The organism is Micromonospora sp. NPDC048842 (assembly GCF_040649935.1).
GTDB lineage: Bacteria > Actinomycetota > Actinomycetes > Mycobacteriales > Micromonosporaceae > Micromonospora > Micromonospora hortensis.
The window spans coordinates 165036-186273 of the sequence record NZ_JBEZGK010000004.1; the positions used below are offsets into that span (position 1 = coordinate 165036).

The window sequence follows — 21238 nt, forward strand, 5'->3', positions numbered from 1 at the left end:
CCGGCGGCCCGGTCAGGCCAGCTCGAACAGGACGGTACGGGCCGCCGGGTCGGCGGTGACCAGACGGACCCGGACCCGTTCGCCGAGGGGTAGTTGGCCGAGGCAGCGGGCGCGTACCGGCGGGGCGTCCAGCGCGACGGTGCCGCCGGGCGGTCGGGGCCGGGACTTGCCGTTGGGCGGGGCGTCGACGTCGAGGACGGCCGCGTCGAAGGTCTCGCCCACCCGGTGCTCCAGCACCGCTGCCTCGGCCAACTCGACGGCACCACGAGCGGCCGCCGAGGCGACCCGGTCGGTGCTCGCCATCACCTCGGGCAGCCGGGGCAGCGCGGCGCGGGCCCAGTCGGGCACCGCCTGGCCGGCGTGCAGGGCCAGGCAGACCTCGGTGGCGTACCGGTCGGCCAGCCGCCGCAACGGCGCCGTCACGTGGGCGTACGCGGCCGCCACGCCACCATGTTCCGGCTGCTCCGGCAGCTCCCCGTCGAAGGATGTGTACGCGGCACCGCGCATCAGCTCGGCCGCCTGGTCGATGAACGCGGCGGCGCGTGGCTGGGCGGCGTCCAGACCGGCGATGACCTGTCCCGGGCCCACGTCGTCCGGCCAGTGCACGCCCAGCGGCGCGGCGGCGGCCCTGAGCCGCTGCACCGCCTCCGGCTTGGGCGCCGGCATCGTCCGTAGCAGACCCACCCGGCCGGCCAGCATGATGTCGGCGGCAGCCATCCCGGTCAGCAGGGAGATCTGCGCGTTGTGTTCTTCCATCGGCACCGGCGCGCGCAGCACCAGCCGCCAGCCCTCACCGTCGGGCTCCAGATCCTGCTCGGGCAGCGGCAGGTTGATGGCGCCCCGGCTCAGCCCTCGCGCGGTCAGTCGGTCGCCGATCTCCGGCAGCAGCGCGATCGGGTCGGGTAGCCGCCCGGCCTCGGCTGCCGCCTGCACTCCGCTGTAGTCGAGTTTGGCGCGGCTGCGGACCAGGGCGCGTTCCAGCTCGACGGCCACGGTGCCGCCGTCGGCGTCCAGGTCGATGGTCCAGAGCACCGCGGCCCGGTCGTCGTCGGGCAGCAGACTTGCCGCACCCTCGCTGAGGGTGTGCGGGTGCAGCGGCACGTTGCCGTCGGGCAGGTAGATGGTCTGCCCCCGCCGCCAGGTCTCCGCCTCCAACGCCCCACCCGGTCTGACGTGCGCGGCGACGTCGGCGATCGCGTACCGCACCCGGTAGCCCCCACCTGGGCGGCGGCTGAGGTGCATCGCCTGGTCCAGATCCCGCGAGGTGGCCGGGTCGAGGGTGACGAACGGTATGTCCGTGCGGTCGACGGGCGGCTGCGGCGGTGCCGCAGCCGCCTCGTCGGCTTCACGCTGGGCGTCGGCCGGAAACTCCTCGGGCAGGCCGAGCTCGCGGCGCAACGCGCCGAAGTCGATGCGGGGCGCGAGTACGCGTCGGATGACCACGGGTCAATCCTGACAGCGCCACGGGTGATCCGCTTCCGGTGACCGGCCGGAAATCCGACCGGTGAGGGGATGCTCCGCGCTCAGCCGGTCGCCTTGCGGGCGGCGCTGCGGGGCCCCCTGGGTGCGGTGGCTCGGGCGGCGACCGGGCTGGCCGGAGACTTGCGGGCTGTCACCTTGCGGGCCGGCGCCTTGGCCGTGACGGTCTTCTTCGCCGGGGCCTTCTTCGCCGCCGCCTTGCGGGCGGTGGTCGACGAGGTACCCGTCGCCTTCGCGGCCGGGGCCTTCTTGGCCGGAGCCTTGCGCGCGCCGCCGCCGGGGCGGGTCGACGCGGTCTTCTTCGCCGCTGTCGTCTTCTTCGCCGCTGTCTTCTTGGCGGCGGACGCCTTGGTCGCCACCTTCCGCGCCGGGGCCTTCGCCGCGCTCGTGGTCTTGCGCGTCGAGGCCTTCGCCGCGGTGGTGGTCTTCTTCGCCGGGGCCTTCGCGGCGGTGGTGGTCTTGCGCGTCGAGGCCTTCGCGGCGGTGGTGGTCTTCTTCGCCGGGGCCTTCGCGGCGGTGGTGGTCTTCTTCGCCGCGCTGGCGGTGGTCTTCTTCGCCGCGCTCACCGTCTTCTTCGCCGTACCCGTGGTCTTCTTCGCGGCGGTGGTGGTCTTGCGCGCGGTGGACGCCGGGGCCCGCTTGGCGGCGGTGGTCGTCTTGCGGGTGGTGGTCGAGGCCTTCGCGGGGGCCTTCTTGGCCGCGGCGGTGGTCCTGGTCGTGGCCTTCTTCGCGGGGGCCTTCGTGGCCGCCGTGGTGGTCTTCCTGGCCGGTGCGCGGCCCGCCCCGCCGGCGGCCTTGCGGGCCGGTGCCTTCGCGGCAGCCGCGGTGGACTTGCGCACGGGGGTGGTCCGGCTCGCCGCCGTGTTCCGCTCCGCCGCGGCGGTCTTCTTCGCGGTGGTGCGTCGGGCGGCCGGGCGCTTGGTGGCCTGCTGTGCTTCGGCCATCGTGGTTCCCTCCTCGGGGGACGTGCTCTCGCGTGCGTCCTCGCGGAGCACGAAATACCTCGGCGCGAGCCGTCCCGCGCCGCCTATCTGTCGTCCCCGGCCCAACGAGCGTCCTCGGCATCCCACGCCTCGTTCCGCTCCTGCACTCGTTGCAGGGCGTTCTCCGCGTCGGCCGCCGAGTCGTACGGGCCGAGAACGTGCTTCGCCGGACACACGTTGGTGTCCGTCTCGACCCGGTGATGCCGGGTGCACCAGTAGAACTGCCCACCACGTCCGCTGTCGCTCATGGGAATCACTGTGCACCGCGAACCGGCCGGCCGCCACCGGATCGCACAAGTCGCCGACGATCTCCACAGTAGATATGCATTGCGTTCGTCGGGGCGGAACGCGGAAATAGGGTCGGACGAACAGTCAGTTCCGGTGCGATCCAGGGCTGAGGCATGATCTGCGCTCGTGATCAATACGGTGACCGGCGCGGGGGCGTGCCCGGGGTGTGCGGCGACGACGGCATCGGTACGCGACGCGGTGCCCTGGTGTCCCAGCTGTGAATGGAATCTGGACGCCTATGACCAGGCACGTCGCCAACGCGAGTTCGGGTGGAGTTGGGTCGACCGGTGGACCTACCGAATGGCGTTCCGGGCGACCAGGCGGCAGTTCACCGAACTGGTTGGGCGACCGTTGGGCACCAACGGGTCCGACGCCGCCCGGACGCTCACCGCAGCAGCCTCGTTGCTCCTGATCGCCGCGGTGCTCGCGCTCGCGGTCGTCGGTGGTTGGCTGATCGTGGCGTTCCCGTTTCCCAACCTGGCGATCGTGCCGGGTGTGGCGATGGTCGGTCTGGCGATCGCGTTGCGGCCCCGGTTCGGTCGCCTCGACCCGGAGCTGGAGGTGCTCACCCGCGACCAGGCGCCGGAGTTGTTCGGCCTGATCGACGAGGTGGCCACGGCGATCGGGGCACCGGTACCGGACGTGGTGGGTGTGGACGGCGCCATCAACGCGTACGCGGGCACTGTCGGGTTGCGGCGGCGGAAGGTGCTCGGTCTCGGACTTCCGCTGTGGGGTTCGCTTCCCGCCGGCGGCCGGGTGGCGCTGCTCGGCCACGAGCTCGGTCACTTCGTCAACGGTGACCCGCGCCGGGGCCTGTTCACCCAGCCCGCGTTCACCATGCTCGGCTCGGCCGCCGACCTGTTCCGGCCGGTGCGGACCAGCGTCGGGGCGGGGCTGGTGGAGATGCTGGGCGACGCGCTGGGCCGCGCGTTCCAGTGGGTGGTGTCGCGGGTGCTGTTCGTCGCGTACCTGCTGCTGGTGACTGTGGCATTGCGGGACAGCCAGCGCGCCGAGTACCTCGCCGACGAGCTTTCCTCCCGGGTGGCCGGCACGACCGCCGCTACCGACTTCCTCGACACCCTGCTCGCCACCGAGTCGCTGGCGCTGGCGGTGCGTCGGGAGAGCCGGGCGGGACACGGCCCGGACCGGTGGCGCTCCGCGCTGGCCGAGTCCCGTGCGGCCAAGACCGACCAGTTGCCGCTGCTGCGGCAACTGTCGGTCCGCGACGAGGCGACGCTGTTCGCCGCTCACCCACCGACCGGACTGCGCCGCCAGATGCTCGCCGGGCGCGCGTGGCAGGATCCCTCGGTTGTGCTCACCGAAGCCCGGATGGAGCGGATCGACGCCGAACTCGGCAAGGAGTACGACCGCTTCCGCCGTACCGTCAGCTGGTCGGGCTGACGCCGGACGCGCACCCACGGGCGGCGTTGGGCAGAGCGGTCGCGGCCTATGATCGCCGGATGGCGACACCGGACTACATCGTGGGGCTGCGCAAGCACGTCGGCCACGACCTGCTCTGGCTGCCGAGTGTCAGCGCGGTGGTCCGCAACGACGCCGGTGAGCTGCTGCTCGGGCAGCGTGCCGACGACGGGCGCTGGTCGGTGATCAGCGGTTTCGTCGAGCCGGGCGAGCAGCCGGCCACCGCGCTGGTCCGCGAGGTGCGCGAGGAGACGGGCCTGGACGTGACGCCGGTGCGGATGTCCAGCGCCGTGTCGCACCCGCACACGTACCCCAACGGGGACCGCTGCGAATACCTGAACCTGGGGTTCCTGTGCCGGTTGGTGGCCGGCACCGCCCGCGTCAACGACGACGAGTCGCTGGCCGTGCGGTGGTTCCCGCTGGACCGGCTGCCCGAGCTGGACAAGCACGCCCTGCTGGTCATCGCGTACGCGTTGCGCGAGAACAAGGTGGCCGGTTACCTGGAGCCGGGTACGACGTGGGACGACGTACCCGACTGAGGTTCACACCGGGGTCGGCGCGAGGACGACCGGCTCGGCGGGCGCCGACCGGGCCGCCCGGATGGCGTACGCGAGCGCGTACGGCGTGCAGGCCAGGTAGAGCATGGGCTCTATCAACACCCGGTTGGTGATCAGGAAGATCTCCCACTCGATCGGCCGGGGCAGGCCGAAGTTCCAGTCCGTCCAGCAGGCGAAGAGCCACAGCGGCGCGGAGATCGGGTCGACGCGCTCCCGTGCCTCGATTGTCGGCCCAGCGCCGAATCCGGCGGGGTACGCGTCGACGATGACGAGGATCACCGCGAGGTCCGCGGCGACGAGTGCGCCGAGAACGCCCACCCACCAGGCGGCTCGGACGCGACCCCGGGCGGCGAGGCTCGCCGCGGCCCAGAGCGCGAGGGTCAGGCCGGCCAGCCAGAGCAGCAGACCGGGTACGGCGTCGGCCAGGCCCTCGGCGTTGACGACGTACCTGAAGTTGACGACGTACACGAACAGGATGACGGCCGCACCGACCGGGAGCACCACGCCGAGGGCGATACGCAGCGGGCCGTCGAGTGCGTTGTGCCGGGCCCAACGGGCGGCGAACACCGCCAGCACGACCGCCAGCACGATGGTGAACGCCGCCCAGATCGGCCTCTGCGCCCGCTCCACCCAACTCGCCCGCACCAGCAACGAGTCGACGGAGAACAGCGCCAACACACCGAGGGCCACGATCCCGACGCAGGCGATCGGGGACAGCAGTAGTGCGGCGACGGTGCGGCCGGCCCGACCACGCATCACTGTGCGGTCGACGATCGGGGCGCCGGCGCGACCGACGGCCAGGCTCACCGCGAAGCCGACCATCGTCGTCCGGTGGCCACTCTCGGCGAGCACGTGCAGCTCGGCAGCCCACTCGCGGCGCAGCTCGTCGCGAACCTCGGCCGGCCAGCGGCGCGCTGCCAACTCCAACAGCAGCTCGGCGGCCCGGCGGGTCACCACGCCGGTGCTCCGGTGGGCTCGGTGCCACCCCACGAGCGACGGCTGCCGTCGGGGATCGCGGCCCGCAGGTCGGCGAGCGCCTGGCGGGCCTGCGCCACCCCAACGGCGGTCAGTCGGTAGTAGCGGCGGGCCGGCCGCCCGGCCGCGACGGGATCGATCGCCTCCCAGTCGGCGGCCAGCCAGCCGGCCCCCTGCAACCGGTGCAGCACCGGGTAGAGGGTGCCGCTGGGCAGGCCCGTCAATCGCATCAGGTCGAGCCCGTAGCGCTGCTCGTCGGGCTCGGCGAGCAGCGCCGCGAGCACCTTCGCGACCGGAATCGTCATCCGCATCCGACCACTGTATCGGAACTCTACATAGGGGTGGGTACCCGTTCGACGGGAATCCACAGCTCGGCGTCCGCCTGGGTGCCGTCCGCCGACACCCGGACCCGGGAGATCTCCGGTCCAGGTCGGCTGCGGTACGGGTTGGACGGAAACCACTGGGTGAACACGTCACGCCACAGGAACTGCACCGCCTGCGGAAATGCACCGGAGGTGGTGAACACCGCCCACGACCCGGCCTGCACCGGCAGCGCGTCCAGGCCCTCCGGCGGCACGGCGGCGGTCACCACCCCGTGCCAGTAGTCCAACTCGGTGCCCTCCTGCCGGCTGTCGGCGAGGTTGTCGCTGACGTTGACGATCCCCTTCGGCTCCTGATCGGAGAGCGCCTCGATCCGTTCGGTCGTCTCCTTGTCGATGCTCCGGATGAACGCGACGATCGCCGGGTTCATCCCCTCGTGCACCAGCGGGACCCGGGCCTTGCGCCCCACCAGCGCGAACGCGTCCTTGTCGACGATTCGGTACTCCATGCTGCCGCTCCCTTCGACTGTGAGTCGGAAGGACATCCGGGGCTGGGCACGCAGCGCTGCCCCCGTACGCCGAGCTTCTCCGGGCCCCACGCCGTGCACGGCGTGGAACGCCCGGGCGAACGCCTCGGCGGACCCATAGCCGTAGTGCACCGCGACGTCGAGCAACGTCCGCTCCCCCGCCAGCACGTCCGCGCCGGCGACGGTGAGCCGGCGCCGACGGATGTACTCCGACAGCGGCATCCCGGCCAGTGCGGAGAACAGCCGCCGGAAGTGGTACTCCGACGTCAGCGCGATCCGCGCCAGCTCGGCCACCTCGATCTTCTGGTCGAGGTGGCGCTCGATGTGAGCCATGGCCTCGTTGAGCCGATCCAGCACCCGGGCCTCCTTCCCTTTCGAGCACCGACGTTAGGTCGCGGGGTCGGTCGCCCACCCGACATCCGATGCCCGCATCGGTCGGGTACGGCGGCACCGATCGCCCGTGTCGTAGCCTGGCGGACTTTGCTTCCGAAGGAGGTTGACGTGGCCGAGTATCCGCAGGACGTCGTGCAGCGCTTCCACGGCACCCCCGACCAGGTCGACGCCGGCCTGGTGGGCGAGCCGCCGCGGACGTGGGAGTCCGTCGTCATCGAGGAGTACGACACGTCCTGGGCGCAGCGTTTCATCGCCGTCCGATCGTCGCTCACCGGGGCGCTGGGTGGGCTGATCATCGCTGTGGAACACGTCGGGTCGACGGCGGTACCGGGGCTCGCCGCCAAGCCCGTCATCGACATCGACCTCGTTCTCGGGGACACCGCCGAGGAGGCCGCCAATCTCCCCGCCCTGGAACGGCTCGGGTACCGGCTCGTCCTTCGGGAACCCTGGTGGCACGGGCACCGGATGCTTCTCAGCCCCGCCGAGGACGTCAACCTGCACGTCTGGCCGCAGGGTGCGCCGGAGCCGATCCGGCACCGGCTCTTCCGCGACTGGCTGAGATCGCATCCGCACGACCGGGAGCGGTACGCCGCGACCAAGCGCCGCCTCGCACGGGACACCGCGAACCGGCCCCGCGACTACAGCCTCGCGAAGAACGACGTCATCGACGAGATCTACGCGCGCATCTTCGCCGCCTGATGACCTCACGTCTGCGGCGGTCCCGCGTAGATCTTGGACAGTTTCCGTTATCAGTTAACGGAAACTGTCCAAGATTGGGCCGTGGGCCGAGGATGTGAGCCCGCCAGTGACCACCCGGGTTCGTCAGGAACAGTCGAAGCGGTACTCGAACGGCCTGGTGGGGCAGGCGGTGCAGACGAAGAGGTAGATCCCGCCGACGTCGCCCAGCATGAGCCCGGTGGGGTTCTGGATCGTCGACCACGGATGATCGTCGGTGGTGGCCGTCTCCCAGCCGGCCATCGCCGGACGATCCTCTACCGGAATCCACCGCTTTTCGTCACCGCGGCTGAACTCCCAGCTGGCGACCGTCAGCAGATGGTCCATGAGCGAGCCGCACTCGCAGACCGGCCATTCCGGCGACTGGGTCCAGCCGGGGTAACCGCCGACCTTGATCCCCGAGGCGACCGCCAGATCGGTTTCGTACTCCCATCCGGTCTCCTGCGCGACCTGCCTCATCGTGCCCTCGATCTGCGGCCACACGGCATCCGGGAGGTCCCAGCCCGGATACTCGGTGACCCGCTCCGGGTCGAGCACGCAGGGGTTGGGGACGTGCGCTGGGTCCGACTCCACATCCGGTAAGGGCATTTCTTGAAGCCGGACGCCGATGTCGGCGCGGCGACGCCACCGCAGTTCGGGGCGAGGTGTCGTCCACGGGTCGTGGTCGAATGGGCACCACAGGACCTGAAGAATGTCCGCGCCCGCTGGGAACGGCACTTCGGGCACGTCCTCGGCCAGCAACTGCGCCACCGGCACCAGCGGTGCCGCCGACTCACCCGGAGAGTCGCGGTAGTGGTCGCCGGGCTCCGGCCCGTCGCACATCGGCCAGGCTTCGTCGGCCGGCCACAGCAGCGGGCCGCCTACCGAACTCTGCTCCGCTGTCGGCGCACCCGGACGGGGATGCAGGCGGACGGTCGTCCGCGCCAACGGCGCAACCGCCGGAAAGATCTGTGGCATGTCGATGGGGCTGGAGGGGGTGGTGTGCACGCCGCCGATCGTAGGGGGCGCCAATCAGCGTGTTCAGCGCGGCGGCTGCTGCATGATCCAGGTGGGCACGGGCTCCGACAGGAAGCCGGCCACCTCCCAGCCGGCCCGGCGGTACAGCTCGACGTTGCCCGGGTTGCTGGTTTCCAGGATCGCCGGCAGGCCCTCGGCGGCGGCACGGGCCAGGCCGGCCCGCATGACGGCACGGCCCCAACCGCGTCCGGCGCTGTCGGGGTGGGTGCCCAGGACGCCGAGATACCAGAACGGGAACGTCGGCAGAGCGGCGTGCACGGCGTCGTCGTAGCTCTGGACGCGGGCCAGCACGTCGGCGGGGTAGTGAGCGGCGAGCCCGCCCTCCGGTGACCCGGTCGGCGACCCCGCCGGTGGCTCCCAGATGGCGACCGACGCGCCCCCACCGATCGTCCAGATCGATGACTGGTGCACCCGCTTGTCGAAGAGGTGCCCAAAGAATGTGGCGGCGTACCGCGGATAGGTCTGCTCGTCGGGGAAGAGGCACCGCAGGATCGGATCCTTGACGAACGCGGCGACCAGCGAACCAACCACCGCGTCGCGGGCCGCCGGGGTGGCGATGGTGATCTCGGGCGTTGTCACAGCAGTCGACACTATCCGAAAAGGAGCCTTGACCCTGACACGGTGGCGGACCGGAGACTGGCCCCATGGACCTCGATGACTACCGGGGACACTCCCCCTACAGCGACCCCGGGCGGCACGGCGGACTCCTCGACGCCATGGCGTCCGACATCCCCACGGTGGCGGCGACCGCCCGTAACGTGATCGTCCACTACCGGGCCGGCGGCGTGGAGCTGTCCGACGACCGGCAGGACGAGGTGAACCGCCGCTGGGTGGACCGCATCCTCGACACCGACCAGTCCCGCTTTCCCCTGCCGCTGAGTGCTGAGCGCCCGGCCGTGGAACGGGTGGCCGGCTGCTGCCGGGACCACACACTGCTATCGATCGCGATCCTCCGTCAGCACGGCATTCCCAGCCGCAGCCGGGTCGGCTTCGCCTCGTACTTCGTGCCCGGCTGGCACCACGACCACGTGGTGGTGGAGTACTGGAATGGCGACCGGTGGGTCTGGGCCGACCCGGAGGTCGACCCGGCCGGCGACTGGGGGTTCGACGGCTACGACATCGACCCGAAGGCCGGCCTCTTCGACTCGGCCGCGCGGGTGTGGTCGGCGTACCGGGCCGGGACAATCGACCCCGAGGTGTACGGCGTGAGCCCGGAGCTGCCGATCCGGGGCGCCTGGTTCATCCACGACTACGTCCTGCTGGAACTGGCCCACCGGCAGAAGGACGAGCTGCTGCTCTGGGACAGCCTGGACGCGATGACCGACGACGTCGCCACCGCCGACCTCACTCTCGTGGACGAGATCGCCGCGTTGCTGCTCGCCGCCGACGACGGCGACGAGGCCGCGGAGAAGGCCCTCGCCGGCCGGTACGCCAGCGACGCCCGACTCCGCCCCGGCCTCCGGGTGGAGAGCGTCTCGCCGGTCTCCGGCACCGTCAGCATTGTCGACCTGCGCCGCTGAGCAAGCCGGACGTGTGTCGAAGCCCCGGCCAGGAATTCGACACACGCCCTAGCCGAAGGTGAAGGCGTACGCCTCGGCGCCGGGCTCGCCAAACGTGATCTCCAGGGTCCGCTCACGGACCGCGCCGTCCTGGCGGACGAGCTGGTAGAGCCGGCCGTCCTGGAGCACGCCGTTGCCGTCCTCGTCGACGTCGACGCCGTGCGCCGGGCCGGGGGCGTCACCGTCGAGCAGCACGCGGAACGGGATCGACGCTCCCGCCCCGGGGGCCAGCACGAGATGCGCGTCGCGGGCGTGGAACCGGAAGGCGATGCCACCCACGGCCCGGTCCAGCACGACGTTCTCCGACCCGATCGTCCACTCCCCCGCCAGCGCCCACTGGTTGAGGCCGAGGCTCTGCGGCACCTGGTAGGCGCGGCGTTCGTCGAGCGCCGGGCCGTTCGGCGACGCGAAGTGTTCGCCGCGACCGAAACCGAGGTACGTCTCGGGCGTGCGCAGGTTGTTCCAGTCGGCGTCCGCCTCCGGGCCGAGCCCCTTGACGGGTACGGGTTCGCGCTCGATGCCGAGCAGCTGCTGGAGCATCCGCTCGGACTGCTCGTAGCGCCCCTCCCCGAAGTGCTCGTCGCGGATGACGCCGTCGGCGTCGACGAAGTAGAGCGCCGGCCAGTAGTGGTTGTCGAACGCGCTCCAGATCGCGTAGTCGTTGTCGACCGCCACCGGGTAGTCGATCGACCGGGCCGCCACCGCTCGCCGCACCCAGTCGACCTCGTGCTCGAACCCGAACTCCGGGGTGTGCACCCCGACGACGACCAGCCCGTCATCGCGGTAGGCCTGCGACCAGGCACGCACGTACGGCTCCTGGCGCAGCCAGTTGATGCAGGTCAGCGTCCAGAAGTTGATCAGGACGACGCGCCCACCCAGGTCGGCGGGGCCGAGTGGCTCGGCGTTGAGCCACTCGGCCGCCCCGTTCAGCGGGGGCAGGTGCACGGCCATCTAGCGCAGTGACCGGAAGGCGGTGCGAAGCTCCTCGGAGAAGATCTTCGGCTGTTCCCAGGCCGCGAAGTGCCCGCCCACGTCGAGCTTGTTGTAGTAGATGAGGTTGGAGTACGCCTGCTCGGCCCAGCTCTGCGGCGCCTCGTACAGCTCGTCGGGGAAGACGCTCACGGCGACCGGGACGTTCACGCCCTTGGCGGCGAAGAACGACAGTTTGTTCTCCGCGTACAGACGGGACGCGGAGACCGCTGTGTTCGTCAACCAGTAGAGCGAGATGTTGTCCAGGATGTCGTCGCGGGTGAGGCCCGCCTTGGCCCCGTCGAACACCTGCGAGATCAGGGCCAGACTCTTCGCGTCGTGGTCGAGCAGGAAGGACGCCAGACCGACCGGAGAATCCGCCAGCCCGGTCAGTGTCTGCGGACGTGTCGCCATCATGAGGGCGTAGGCGACGTGTTTCCAGACGAAGTTGACTTCCTCGGTGGCGCGCATTTCGTCGTCGGAGAGCCCGGATGGCAGCGAGCCCATGGCGTTGTTCGCGCCGGTGGTGTCGCCCTGGAACAACAGGTCGATCTCGGGTGGGACGGCACCGGGCATGTTGGTGTGGATGCCGAGCAGTTCCGGCGGCGCCTGGAGGCCCATCTGGTCGACGATGACAGCACCCCAGTCGCCGCCCTGCGCGACGAACCGGTTGTAGCCGAGCCGCTTCATCAGCTCTGTCCAGGCGGTCGCGATCTTCTGCGGGTTCCACCCCGACTCGGTCGGCTTGCCGGAGAAGCCGTGCCCGGGCAGCGACGGGATCACCAGGTGGAAGGCGTCCGCCGCGCTCCCGCCGTGCGCTGTCGGGTCGGTGAGCGGCTCAATGATCTTCATCTGCTCGATCACCGAGCCTGGCCACCCGTGGGTGACGATGAGCGGCAGCGCGTCCTCGTGCTTCGAGCGCACGTGGATGAAGTGGATGTCCACCCCGTCGATGGTGGTCATGAACTGCGGTACGGCGTTCAGCCGCGCCTCGACAGTGCGCCAGTCGTACTCTTTCTCCCAATAGCGGGCGACGGCCTGAATGGTCGCGAGTGGCACGCCCTGCGACTGGTCGTCCACCGTTTCCTTGTCCGGCCAGCGGGTGGCCTTGATGCGCCTCTTCAGGTCATCGAGGTCGGCCTGAGGAATGTCGACCGAGAACGGCCGAATCTCCGTGGTGCCCGGACGAGTCTTGGTTTTGACAGCCATGCGTGTTTCCTCTCCGTCTAGGTGTGCGCCTCGCGAGGAGAAATCATGGGTGAAAGGCTCTGCCCGGACTTATGTGCCAACGATGGGCACGCCGCCGCCATATCTCGGAGCCTAGAACGCCGCACCGGTTGCTCGTGGCGATACGAGCAGCCCTCTCATGTGTCAGCTCCGGGGGCCGCGACGGCGTGTTCGGCGGCGCGGCTGACCTGCTCCCAACCCGCCCAGGTGTCCATCCGCCGACGGGCGATGTCGAACGCCAGGTCGTACACCATGCTGCCGAGCAGGAGCCGCAGCGGCGGCTCGTCGCTGTCGACCAGTTGCAGCAGCGCCTCGGCGGCGAGCCGGGGCTCGCTGTCGATCGAGCCTTCCGCCCACTGGCGCTCCAGTTCGGCGCGCAGTGGCGCGTAGGCATCCATCGGCGTGGTGGCGCGCACGCTGGTGTAGAGGTCGGTCCAGTATCCGCCCGGCTGCACGATGCTGACGGTGATGTCGAAGGCCGCCGCCTCCATCGCCAGCGCCTCGCTCATGCCCTCCAGGGCGAACTTGCTCGCGCTGTACAGGCCGGTGCTCGGGAAGCCGCCGAGCGCGGCGATGCTGGAGACCTGCACGATGTGACCGGACCGCTGGGCGCGCAGGTGCGGCAGCACTGCCTGACTGACCCAGAGCGCGCCGAAGAGGTTGACCTCGAACTGGGCGCGCGCCTCGGCCTCGGTGAACTCTTCGATCATGCCCATGGACAGGGTTCCGGCGTTGTTGACGACGATGTCGAGCCGACCGAAGTGCTCGACGGCGGTGTCCACTGCCGCGATGACCGCCGCCCGGTCGGTCACGTCGAGGGTCAGGGCCAGCAGCCGGTCGGCGTACTTCTCGTCGAAGTCGGCAGCGGTGATGGTCCGGGCGGCGGCGACCACCCGGTCACCCCGGTCGAGTGCGGCGTCGGCGAAGGCGCGGCCCAGGCCGCGGCTGGCACCGGTGATGAACCAGGTACGCATGTGTTCTCCCAGCGCTTCAAGACGAGACGGTCCGTCTCGCGATGGATCGAGACTAGGCCCGTGACGTCGCCGCCGTCAAGACGAGACGGTTCGTCTCGTACGCTGGTATGGTCGTGCTCATGACGCCCAACACGGCCCGCCGGAGAGAGACCTCCCGACGCGCCATCCTCACCGCGGCCTTCGACCTGCTCCAGGAAACGGGGTACGCGAAGCTCAGCATCGAGGGCATCGCCGCGCGGGCCGGCGTCGGCAAACAGACCATCTACCGCTGGTGGCCGTCGAAGGGCGCTGTCATCTTCGACGCCTTCCTCATGCTCAGCGAGGCCACCGAGGGTGGGCCGCCGGCGCTGCCGGACACCGGCGACCTGGCGGCGGACCTGACAGTGGTGCTGCGCGCGACGGTCGAGGAGATGAACGACCCCCGGTACGAGCAACCGATGCGCGCGCTGGCCACCGAGATCGCGCTCGACCCCGAGCTGGCCGCGGCGTACGCCGAACGGTTGGACGGGCCGTTGAAGGAGGCCAAGCGGCAACGCCTGCGCAGCGCCCAGCAGGCCGGTCAGATCGCCGACGACGTCGACCTCAACGTGGCGGTGGACATGATCTGGGGGCCGGTGCTCAACCGGTGGCTGCACCGCAGCGGGCCGCTCACCACCGAGTACGCCGACCTCGTCGTCGCCACCGCCCTCAACGGCCTACGCCCCCGTGGACAGGCCCGTTCCGCCCCGGTCAGCGTCAGCACGGTCAGGGATGCCTGATCCCAGGCGCTCCTGAACAGCGGGGGCATCGGCACCGATGTCAGGCGAACGGCTGCTCGGCGAAGCTGATCCCGGCGCGCTCGGCGGGGGTGAGAATCTGCTGGGGGACGTGCTGCGGCGGCATCCGAAGGAACTGGGTGTAGCCAGCAGCTCGAAGGCGGAGATCGAAGTTCTGACCCTCGATGTGCCACAACGGTTCCGGGCTGCTGTCCGGGGAGTCGAGCCGGTGCAGGTCGGCGATCTCCATAAGGTCGTGAAGCGGTCCGAGTTTGCCGTCGATGTTCCACGCGCCTTCGAACACCAGCGTCGCGGGCGCGATCCAGAAGGTGAAGTGGCGCTCCTCTCCCACGGGTTGCACCCACCGCACGATGTAGTCGAGGTCCAGCAGGAGCCTGGCGGGCGGAAGGGTCTCATCCACGCCGATGCTCACCGCATGGATCCGGCAGTCATGCCATCCCATGTTCGGGAAGTCGGCGTCGGTCCAGGTCGCCTTGGACAATCCTGAAGCGGCATGCGGCAAGCTGATCATCGGATCAGTATCCGGGACGACACGTTCGCGTCGGCGACCGCCAGACGCCACTCCTGCCGCCGACGCCGGTCTCGTCGCCACCAGCCTTCAACGGATTGCGTCCCCGCCGATCCGGCGAGTGACGATCGGTGGGACGGCTTTGCGCTGCCACAGCGCCTTGCGGCAACATCAGGCGCCGTGACGGCACCAGGCACGGCCCCCGACAGCGACATCCCGGCCGGCGACAACGGCACGCAGCGGTCGAGTCGGCGGGTCAGACACTGGTTGGCCGGCGCCGGGGTCACCGCCCTGGCCGCCGTACTCGGCATCACCCTCGCCGTCCGCGGCGGCGCCACGCCCGCCTGCGCCGCGCCACCGACGGGCAACGCCGTACACAAGGGAAAGGCCAGCTTCTACGACGCGGGCCGCTCGGGCGGCAACTGCTCCTTCCCGGGCCCTCCGGCGGACCGGCTCTACGTGGCCCTCGGCGCATCCCAGTACTCCGGATCGGCGGCCTGCGGCAGTTACCTGGAGGTGACCGGTCCGAAGGGCACGGTGCGGGTCATGGTGATGGACCAGTGCGGCGGCTGCGGACCCAGCAAGATCGACCTGTCCACCGAGGCGTTCACCAAGATCGCCGATCGGTCGCAGGGCATCGCGTCCGTGACGTACCGGGCGGTGGTGAACCCGCCGCTCGACGGAGGGCTCACCTTCCGGATGAAGGGCGGCGCCTCGAAATACTGGTTCGCGGTGCAGGTCGGCAACCACGGCAACCCACTGCGCTCGGTCGAGGCGAAGGGACCGGGCGGCGGCTTCAGCAAGGCCGCCCGGCAGAGCGACAACCACTGGACAATCGAGGGCGGGATCGGCCCCGGGCCGTACAACATCAGGGTCACCGACGTGTACGGACGCCAGGCGACCGCCACCGGCATCCGCATGGTCACCAAGCAGGTGCAACGCAGCACTGCCGCCCTCGCCAGCGCCTCCCCCACGCCCAGCAACCCGCCCTCGGCCCCGCCGAGTCCCACCATCGCGCCCGCACCGACGCCGACGGAGTCGGCCGCGCCGACGGGGACAGTCGAAGCGCTCGCGGGTGCCGTCGCCCCACTCGACCGCCCCCGCTGCTGACCGAGCCGCAGCGGCACGGTCGTCAGCCTTGCCGTGCGCCGGGAATCCGCCTCAGCGGAACGCGCGCGCGACGATCGTCAGTAGCGCCCTGAGCAGCGCCACTACGCGGAACACCGCGTAGAAGATCCACACGCAGAACATGCCGATGGCGGTGACGATCAGAGCGGGCCCCACGACGTTCGTTTCCTCGACCACCCAGCCGCCCGCGATCATCACGGTGACCACGACGCCGAGCAGCACTACGGCACGTCCCACCCCCTTCGACGCCTGCCACAGGGCTGTCCCGTGAGCACGGTCCGGCAGGGCTCCCGCTGAGGGCGTGACGGGCGAGGCGACGGATGTCGGTGCCTGCGACGCCAGTTCGTCGAGTTGCCGACCCGCGGCGCGGTCCCGCTCCTCGGCAGAGCCACGCAGGACCGCCTCCAGTGCACGCAGGTCGTCCCGATCGCGGAGCAGTCCGGTACGCGGATCAGCGAGGAGCAGCAGGGGAACGGGAGGTTCCTCGTCTGCCGAGCGGGCCAGCACCCACGCATCGCCGAAGCCCTTGAGCTGGCCCGGTTGCAGCACCGTGACGGCCCCGGAAACCAGGCTGATCCGGGGCGACTCCGGACCAGCACCGATGACGAGGTCGGTGCCGTCGATCCTCGCTTCGTCGTCGAGCAGGTCCCGGCAGCTCTCGGTGACGTGTCGAACGACCGTGGTGATGATGCCGACCACCATCAGGGACACGACCAGCACTATGACGCCGAGCAACTCGTTGTGCTGTGTCGCCACGATGGTGAGCGACAGCGACGGGACGAGGACGAGCAGGTACCAGCCGACGAACAGCAGGGCCCTGCGCCGGTCCAGCCACCGCTCGAGCCGGGCACTGTCGGGCTGGTCCGGAAAGGGCCGCAGGGGAACACCGCTGGTCGGCGGGATCGGTGGCCGGAACAGAGGATGGAAGCGCTCACCCGCCAGCAGCGCCAGGTCCCGCGCGAACCGGTCCTCCTTGTAGGCCACCTCACCAAGCTCGAACAGTTCGACGGCCGCCTGGCCGTCCACCGGGCTCTTCTCGGGCAGCGGGACGCCCAGGCTCACTCCGGCCGCAGGCACCAGGAGCAACCGTGGACCCCGCAGCATGCGTTGAACGGTGGTCCCGGGAGCGTCGGCGAGCACGACAGCGGCGACCTCGTCCCACGGCAGGTGGCGTTTGAGCTTCGGAATCCGCACCGACAAGCCGTGCGAGTCGACGTCGACGCGGAACGGCAACACCGCGTCGCGCACCAGCCGGCCACCTGTCGCCAGGCCGAGCGCCACCGCCGCCGCGCCCAGGAACAGGCCGACCCAGGCGATGTCCATCAGCGCGTACGCGATGCCGACAGCTCCGGTGAGCAGCAGTATCCCGAACACCAGGAGTGCGAGACGGTCGAAGTACGGTCGCCGTACCTTCACCAGCCCATCGTCCAGCACGAGGTCAAGCCGCAGACGGGGTGACAGTGCGCCGAATCCGTGGTGTGAATCTGAGTTGTGTCGGAGCAGGTAGGGGCCGAGTATCCCGGTGTGGATGCCGTGGTGCAGTGGGTTCGTACGTCGTGGACGAAGCGTTCGCGCGGCGGTGCCGAGGCGACCCGGCGTAACGCCGTACCGGTGTCGTTCGTCCTGCCGGCACGGGCGGCGCCGCTCACCCACGAGGTGGACATGGCGGAGGCTGATGGGTTCGAGCCCCGCGGGGGCCTGCGACGCGTGTCGTACCGGAGCGAGGTGCGTCTCCGGCTGGTGGACGGTCAGCTCCGGATTGACCTGCTCGCGTCGGCTTGGGGTAGGCCGCGCCGTCACCGCCGGCCACCCGCGGTGCGACTCGCTCACGGCGAATGGCTGCGCTGGCAGATCAACTACCGCTTCACCGGATCCGACGGCGCATGGCTGTACCGCTTGGACACGCTCAACCTGGCACATGGCGCAGTTCCGGCCGACACCTTCCTCGGCGAACCGCCTCGATTCATCGACGAGCGCGCGCTCATCTGGTAGTCGCCGCCCCCGCGCCTCGGCCCTCGAAGCCGCCGTACCATCCGACGGTGATCTCGAAAACCTTCGATGCGCGTGGCGGGCTCACCTACGTTGACCGCCTCGACGTCACCCGAGGCAACCCCCTCAGGGCTGTCCGACGAATGGCCTGGCCGACAGTGAAACTGCACGCCGACGACAGGACGCTGACCTTCACGTCGCGTTCCGGATCGGACACCCTGGAGCAGTTCAACGTGGCCGCGCTGGCGCACCATCCGTTCTACCGACGGATCCCGGTCCCGGCGACGGCCGTCTGCTTCGAGGTCGAGGGACGCGACCAGGTCCTGCTCTTCTGGACTCCCCGCGTGGGTGCGGTCCTGCGCGCACTCGACGAGCTGGGCTGGGACGCCAGACAGCCCGAGCCCTGGACCCCGTACGTCTGATCCGAGGGTCGTGCGGTAGCCCGGCGACCCGTCTTCGTCACCGTGCGCAGCGACGCCTGTCGGACGAGTACGGCGGATGACGAAAGAGAGAAGGGACACCCTCCGAGGCCCGTTGACATGCGTTTCGAGCGAGTGACAGCGTTGTCATCGACTCATTTCCTCCATTTGAGACGAGGAGCGCATCTTGCTCTATCGGAACTCACCCCGCCGCAGCGCGACAGCAGCCGCCGCCGTCGGCATTCTCATCACGGGGCTGGCGCTCGCTCCGTCCGCGCCGGCCCAGGCGAGCCGCCACCGGGCGCAAGACGGAGCCGTACGGTCGGGTGACGCACGCTTCGAGGTGCTGTCCCCGACCCTGATCCGCACCGAGTACCAGAAGGACGGCAGGTTCACCGACGCCGCCACGTTCAACGCCATCGGGCGCGACGATTTCCCCCGCACGCGTTTCACGAAGCACGTCGACAACGGCTGGCTCACCATCGACACCGGCGCGATGACGGTGCGTTACCGGGTCGGCTCGGGCGCGTTCACCGCCGACAACCTCACCGTGCGGCTCAAGACCGGCAAGCAGGTAGTGCAGGGCCAACCCTGGGCCGGCCACACCGCCCCGACCTGCGCGTTCGGCGCGCTCTGCGAGGCCGAATCGCTGCAGTTGAACGGCCCCGGCGTGGCCACCGACCACCAGGGATTCACCGGACGCGGCTTCGCGGCCGGCTTCGCCTCGTCTGGCGACTCGGTCACGTTCGCGCTGGACGCTCCCGAGGGCGGCACGAAGCAGCTCGCCGTCCGCTACGCCAACAGCACCGGCGGCGACGGCCAGAACGTGGACCGCACCCTGACTGTCCAGGTCGACGGCGACGCCGGCCACACGCTGACGCTGCCGCCCACCGCGAACTGGGACACCTGGGGCCTGGCCACCGTGCCGGTCGACCTCACGGCGGGCCGGCACGAGATCAGCGTCGTGCGGGGTTCCAACGACTCCGGCAACGTGAACGTCGACAGCCTCGCGGTGGTCAACCCGGGTGATTCGTTCCCGGCGCCGACCCCGCCCCAGCCGCAGCCCCTGCGGTTCGGCACGTTGGGAGAGGCCGAGACCGGCGCGCTGACCGGCGGCGCGAGGCCCGCGAACGACCACAACGGCGCATCCGGTACGGGATTCCTGGCCGGCCTGGAAAGCACCACGTCCGCCGACACACTCACAGTGACTGATGTTCCGTCCGCCGGTGACTACCAGGTGCAGATCCGCTACGCCAACGGTCAGGCCGCCGCCCAGCCGAGCCAGACGCGCACCATGTCGGTCACGGCGGGAACGGCGGCGCCGGTCACGGCGACCCTTCCGCCGACCAGCGGATGGGACTACTGGAACACCGTCTCCGTCCCGGTCCACCTCAACCGTGGCACCAACACGGTGACGCTGGGGTGCCCCACGGATGCCAGTTGCAACGTCAACGTGGACACGGTCGCCGTCACGAGCAAGGGCTCCCCGCTGCTCGCCCCGCACGCGCCGCTCGGCGGCTACCGCCGGGGCCTGGACGGCGTGACCGGCTCCGCCCTCACCGCTCCGGGCCTGCTCTACCAGGACGGCTGGTACCTGCTCGACGACTCGGCCTCGGCGCTGAGCACCACCAAGCCCCGGCCCGCCGCCGAGCAGGACGGCTACGTCTTCGCGTACGGGCAGGATTTCACCCGCGCTCTGCAGGACCTGTCGACCCTGACCGGGCCCACGAAACTGCTGCCCAAGTGGGCGTACGGGGTGTGGTACTCCGAGTACTACGACCGCACCGCCGCCGAGTTCCAGAACCTGGTGACCCGGGCCAAGGCCGAGGGTGTCCCGCTGGACGTGCTCGTCCTCGACACCGACGTCAAGGCGCCGGACAAGTGGAACGGCTGGAGCATCGACCCCACCCGGATCCCCGACCCGAAGGCGTTCTTCGACTGGGCCAGGAAGCAGGGCCTGCACACCGGCATCAACATCCACCCGAGCATCCTCGGCTCGGACCCGAAGTTCGCAAAGGCGCAGGCCACCGCCAAGGGCAAGCTCCAGCGCGTCGGCTGCAACGGCGGCCCCGACTGCTACGCGTTCGACTTCGGCGACCCGGACCAGCTCACTGCGTACATGCAGCTCCACGACGGGATGATCCCGAAGGGCACCAAGGGCCCGGACCTCTGGTGGCTGGACTGGTGCTGCGACAACACGAAGTCCTCGCTCGCCGGCGTGACCGGTGACGCCTGGATCAACAAGCAGTACGCCGACAAGACCGGCTTCGCCTTCTCCCGGGCGTACGGCTCGTTGCAGGCCGGCGGCTACAGCAGCCCGACCCCGGTGTCGACCGGACCGTGGGCCGACAAGCGCACCACGTTGCACTTCACCGGCGACACCACCTCCGACTGGTCAACGCTGCAGATGGAGGTCGGCTACACGCCGGGCGAGTCGGCAGCGACCGGGCTGGCCGCCGTCAGCCACGACATCGGCGGGCACACCGGCGGCCTCCAGGAGCCGGGCAGCGAACCGGGCAGCACCAAGCTGCCCGACGACCTCTACGCCCGGTGGGTGCAGTTCGGCACGTTCCAGCCGATCGACCGGCTGCACTCCAACCACAGCGACCGGCTGCCCTGGCAGTACGGCCCGGCGGCGAACGCGTCGGCCAAGAAGTTCCTGAACCTGCGGGAGAAGCTGCTGCCGTACACCTACGCCGCAGCCAAGGAGGCCACCCGGACCGGTACGCCCATCGTCCGCTCGATGTACCTGGCGTACCCGAATGAGCAGGCCGCCTACGCCACCGCCGGTTCCCAGTACCTCTACGGACCGGACTACCTGGTGGCACCGGTGACGACGCCCGGCACCACCGCCACGACGTCGGTGTGGTTCCCGCCGGGCAACAGCTGGACCGACATCTTCACCGGGAAGACGTACCGGGGCGGCACCACGCAGAACATCACCACCACGCTCGACACCATGCCGGTGTTCAAGAAGCACTAGAGCCTGTTCGCAG

The 21238-nt window shown here is 70.3% G+C and carries 22 protein-coding genes; 9 read left to right on the plus strand and 13 right to left on the minus strand.

The genetic code is table 11. The features are described from left to right. Window positions 1-12: 12 nt before the first annotated feature. The 3 genes from AB0C19_RS07820 to AB0C19_RS07830 all read right to left on the minus strand — a co-directional run bounded on the left by AB0C19_RS07820 (window position 13) and on the right by AB0C19_RS07830 (window position 2710). Window positions 13-1443 (minus strand): RNB domain-containing ribonuclease, encoded by a 1431-nt coding sequence (locus AB0C19_RS07820; protein ID WP_357181081.1) that lies wholly within the window; start codon window positions 1441-1443, stop codon window positions 13-15. 80 nt (window positions 1444-1523) lie between these two features. Next, window positions 1524-2423 carry a histone gene (locus tag AB0C19_RS07825; RefSeq protein WP_357181084.1) on the minus strand — a complete coding sequence of 300 codons (900 nt, stop codon included), beginning with the start codon at window positions 2421-2423 and terminating at the stop codon, window positions 1524-1526. 83 nt (window positions 2424-2506) lie between these two features. Continuing rightward, a complete protein-coding gene (locus AB0C19_RS07830) occupies window positions 2507-2710 on the minus strand; it encodes a hypothetical protein (protein WP_238687280.1) in 204 nt (67 codons plus the stop codon). Window positions 2711-3050: 340 nt separating this feature from the next. Between AB0C19_RS07830 and AB0C19_RS07835 the strand changes: the two genes are divergently transcribed. Continuing rightward, window positions 3051-4151 (plus strand): M48 family metalloprotease, encoded by a 1101-nt coding sequence (locus tag AB0C19_RS07835; RefSeq protein ID WP_357181089.1) that lies wholly within the window; start codon window positions 3051-3053, stop codon window positions 4149-4151. Window positions 4152-4210: 59 nt separating this feature from the next. After that, window positions 4211-4708, plus strand: a complete 498-nt coding sequence (locus AB0C19_RS07840; RefSeq protein ID WP_357181093.1) for an NUDIX domain-containing protein — start codon at window positions 4211-4213, stop codon at window positions 4706-4708. Window positions 4709-4711: 3 nt separating this feature from the next. Here the strand turns inward: AB0C19_RS07840 and AB0C19_RS07845 are convergent, their stop codons facing one another. From AB0C19_RS07845 to AB0C19_RS07855, 3 genes are read right to left on the minus strand one after another with little or no spacing between them, the layout of a single operon-like run. Continuing rightward, a complete protein-coding gene (locus tag AB0C19_RS07845) occupies window positions 4712-5683 on the minus strand; it encodes a hypothetical protein (RefSeq protein WP_357181096.1) in 972 nt (323 codons plus the stop codon). Further along, complete coding sequence (locus AB0C19_RS07850; protein ID WP_357181099.1) at window positions 5677-6012, minus strand: helix-turn-helix transcriptional regulator; 336 nt, start codon at window positions 6010-6012, stop codon at window positions 5677-5679. The genes AB0C19_RS07845 and AB0C19_RS07850 overlap by 7 nt, the downstream gene beginning before the upstream one ends. 20 nt (window positions 6013-6032) lie before the next feature. Then, complete coding sequence (locus AB0C19_RS07855; RefSeq protein WP_357181102.1) at window positions 6033-6905, minus strand: AraC family transcriptional regulator; 873 nt, start codon at window positions 6903-6905, stop codon at window positions 6033-6035. 144 nt (window positions 6906-7049) lie between these two features. Here AB0C19_RS07855 and AB0C19_RS07860 point away from each other — a divergent pair, with 144 nt between their 5' ends. Beyond that, window positions 7050-7640, plus strand: a complete 591-nt coding sequence (locus tag AB0C19_RS07860) for a GrpB family protein (protein WP_357181105.1) — start codon at window positions 7050-7052, stop codon at window positions 7638-7640. Window positions 7641-7763: 123 nt separating this feature from the next. Here the strand turns inward: AB0C19_RS07860 and AB0C19_RS07865 are convergent, their stop codons facing one another. Together AB0C19_RS07865 and AB0C19_RS07870 are read right to left on the minus strand one after the other, a co-directional pair. Then, on the minus strand, window positions 7764-8663 hold the full coding sequence (locus tag AB0C19_RS07865) for a hypothetical protein (RefSeq protein ID WP_357181108.1): 900 nt from the start codon (window positions 8661-8663) through the stop codon (window positions 7764-7766). Window positions 8664-8696: 33 nt separating this feature from the next. Then, window positions 8697-9272, minus strand: a complete 576-nt coding sequence (locus AB0C19_RS07870) for a GNAT family N-acetyltransferase (protein ID WP_357181111.1) — start codon at window positions 9270-9272, stop codon at window positions 8697-8699. A 65-nt stretch (window positions 9273-9337) separates the two neighbouring features. On the opposite strand from AB0C19_RS07870, the gene AB0C19_RS07875 reads away from it, so the two are divergent. After that, window positions 9338-10213: a transglutaminase domain-containing protein gene (locus AB0C19_RS07875; RefSeq protein WP_357181114.1), complete on the plus strand. Its 876-nt coding sequence runs from the start codon at window positions 9338-9340 to the stop codon at window positions 10211-10213. Between the two features lie 48 nt (window positions 10214-10261). Here AB0C19_RS07875 and AB0C19_RS07880 read toward each other — a convergent pair whose 3' ends face one another. The 3 genes from AB0C19_RS07880 to AB0C19_RS07890 form a co-directional block, all read right to left on the minus strand. Continuing rightward, window positions 10262-11203 (minus strand): redoxin family protein, encoded by a 942-nt coding sequence (locus tag AB0C19_RS07880; protein WP_357181118.1) that lies wholly within the window; start codon window positions 11201-11203, stop codon window positions 10262-10264. Beyond that, window positions 11204-12430 carry an epoxide hydrolase family protein gene (locus tag AB0C19_RS07885; protein ID WP_357181121.1) on the minus strand — a complete coding sequence of 409 codons (1227 nt, stop codon included), beginning with the start codon at window positions 12428-12430 and terminating at the stop codon, window positions 11204-11206. Window positions 12431-12585: 155 nt separating this feature from the next. Then, window positions 12586-13422, minus strand: coding sequence for an SDR family oxidoreductase (locus AB0C19_RS07890; protein WP_357181124.1), 837 nt, complete (start codon window positions 13420-13422; stop codon window positions 12586-12588). Between the two features lie 119 nt (window positions 13423-13541). On the opposite strand from AB0C19_RS07890, the gene AB0C19_RS07895 reads away from it, so the two are divergent. Further along, a complete protein-coding gene (locus AB0C19_RS07895; protein ID WP_357181127.1) occupies window positions 13542-14180 on the plus strand; it encodes a TetR/AcrR family transcriptional regulator in 639 nt (212 codons plus the stop codon). Window positions 14181-14220: 40 nt separating this feature from the next. On the opposite strand, the gene AB0C19_RS07900 is transcribed toward AB0C19_RS07895, so the two are convergent. Further along, window positions 14221-14709: a hypothetical protein gene (locus AB0C19_RS07900; RefSeq protein WP_357181130.1), complete on the minus strand. Its 489-nt coding sequence runs from the start codon at window positions 14707-14709 to the stop codon at window positions 14221-14223. A gap of 177 nt (window positions 14710-14886) precedes the next feature. On the opposite strand from AB0C19_RS07900, the gene AB0C19_RS07905 reads away from it, so the two are divergent. Then, window positions 14887-15816, plus strand: coding sequence for an expansin EXLX1 family cellulose-binding protein (locus AB0C19_RS07905; protein ID WP_357181132.1), 930 nt, complete (start codon window positions 14887-14889; stop codon window positions 15814-15816). 51 nt (window positions 15817-15867) lie between these two features. Here the strand turns inward: AB0C19_RS07905 and AB0C19_RS07910 are convergent, their stop codons facing one another. After that, entirely contained in the window at window positions 15868-17250 is a 1383-nt protein-coding gene (locus AB0C19_RS07910; protein WP_357181135.1) for a hypothetical protein, read from the minus strand. A 195-nt stretch (window positions 17251-17445) separates the two neighbouring features. Between AB0C19_RS07910 and AB0C19_RS07915 the strand changes: the two genes are divergently transcribed. From AB0C19_RS07915 to AB0C19_RS07925, 3 genes are all read left to right on the plus strand, one after another. Further along, window positions 17446-17826, plus strand: a complete 381-nt coding sequence (locus AB0C19_RS07915; RefSeq protein WP_357181138.1) for a hypothetical protein — start codon at window positions 17446-17448, stop codon at window positions 17824-17826. Between the two features lie 47 nt (window positions 17827-17873). Next, window positions 17874-18245, plus strand: a complete 372-nt coding sequence (locus AB0C19_RS07920; protein ID WP_357181142.1) for a hypothetical protein — start codon at window positions 17874-17876, stop codon at window positions 18243-18245. Between the two features lie 184 nt (window positions 18246-18429). Next, window positions 18430-21225, plus strand: a complete 2796-nt coding sequence (locus AB0C19_RS07925) for a TIM-barrel domain-containing protein (RefSeq protein WP_357181144.1) — start codon at window positions 18430-18432, stop codon at window positions 21223-21225. Window positions 21226-21238 lie beyond the last annotated feature (13 nt).

What these genes read in the sequence shown, in the direction of transcription:
- AB0C19_RS07900 (WP_357181130.1), bottom strand. Translation starts at nt 14,709, where the DNA reads ATGATCAGCTTGCCGCATGCCGCTTCAGGATTGTCCAAGGCGACCTGG.
- AB0C19_RS07830 (WP_238687280.1), bottom strand. Translation starts at nt 2,710, where the DNA reads ATGAGCGACAGCGGACGTGGTGGGCAGTTCTACTGGTGCACCCGGCAT.
- AB0C19_RS07880 (WP_357181118.1), bottom strand. Translation starts at nt 11,203, where the DNA reads ATGGCCGTGCACCTGCCCCCGCTGAACGGGGCGGCCGAGTGGCTCAAC.
- AB0C19_RS07825 (WP_357181084.1), bottom strand. Translation starts at nt 2,423, where the DNA reads ATGGCCGAAGCACAGCAGGCCACCAAGCGCCCGGCCGCCCGACGCACC.
- AB0C19_RS07885 (WP_357181121.1), bottom strand. Translation starts at nt 12,430, where the DNA reads ATGGCTGTCAAAACCAAGACTCGTCCGGGCACCACGGAGATTCGGCCG.
- AB0C19_RS07890 (WP_357181124.1), bottom strand. Translation starts at nt 13,422, where the DNA reads ATGCGTACCTGGTTCATCACCGGTGCCAGCCGCGGCCTGGGCCGCGCC.
- AB0C19_RS07895 (WP_357181127.1), top strand. Translation starts at nt 13,542, where the DNA reads ATGACGCCCAACACGGCCCGCCGGAGAGAGACCTCCCGACGCGCCATC.
- AB0C19_RS07850 (WP_357181099.1), bottom strand. Translation starts at nt 6,012, where the DNA reads ATGCGGATGACGATTCCGGTCGCGAAGGTGCTCGCGGCGCTGCTCGCC.
- AB0C19_RS07835 (WP_357181089.1), top strand. Translation starts at nt 3,051, where the DNA reads ATGGCGTTCCGGGCGACCAGGCGGCAGTTCACCGAACTGGTTGGGCGA.
- AB0C19_RS07840 (WP_357181093.1), top strand. Translation starts at nt 4,211, where the DNA reads ATGGCGACACCGGACTACATCGTGGGGCTGCGCAAGCACGTCGGCCAC.
- AB0C19_RS07875 (WP_357181114.1), top strand. Translation starts at nt 9,338, where the DNA reads ATGGACCTCGATGACTACCGGGGACACTCCCCCTACAGCGACCCCGGG.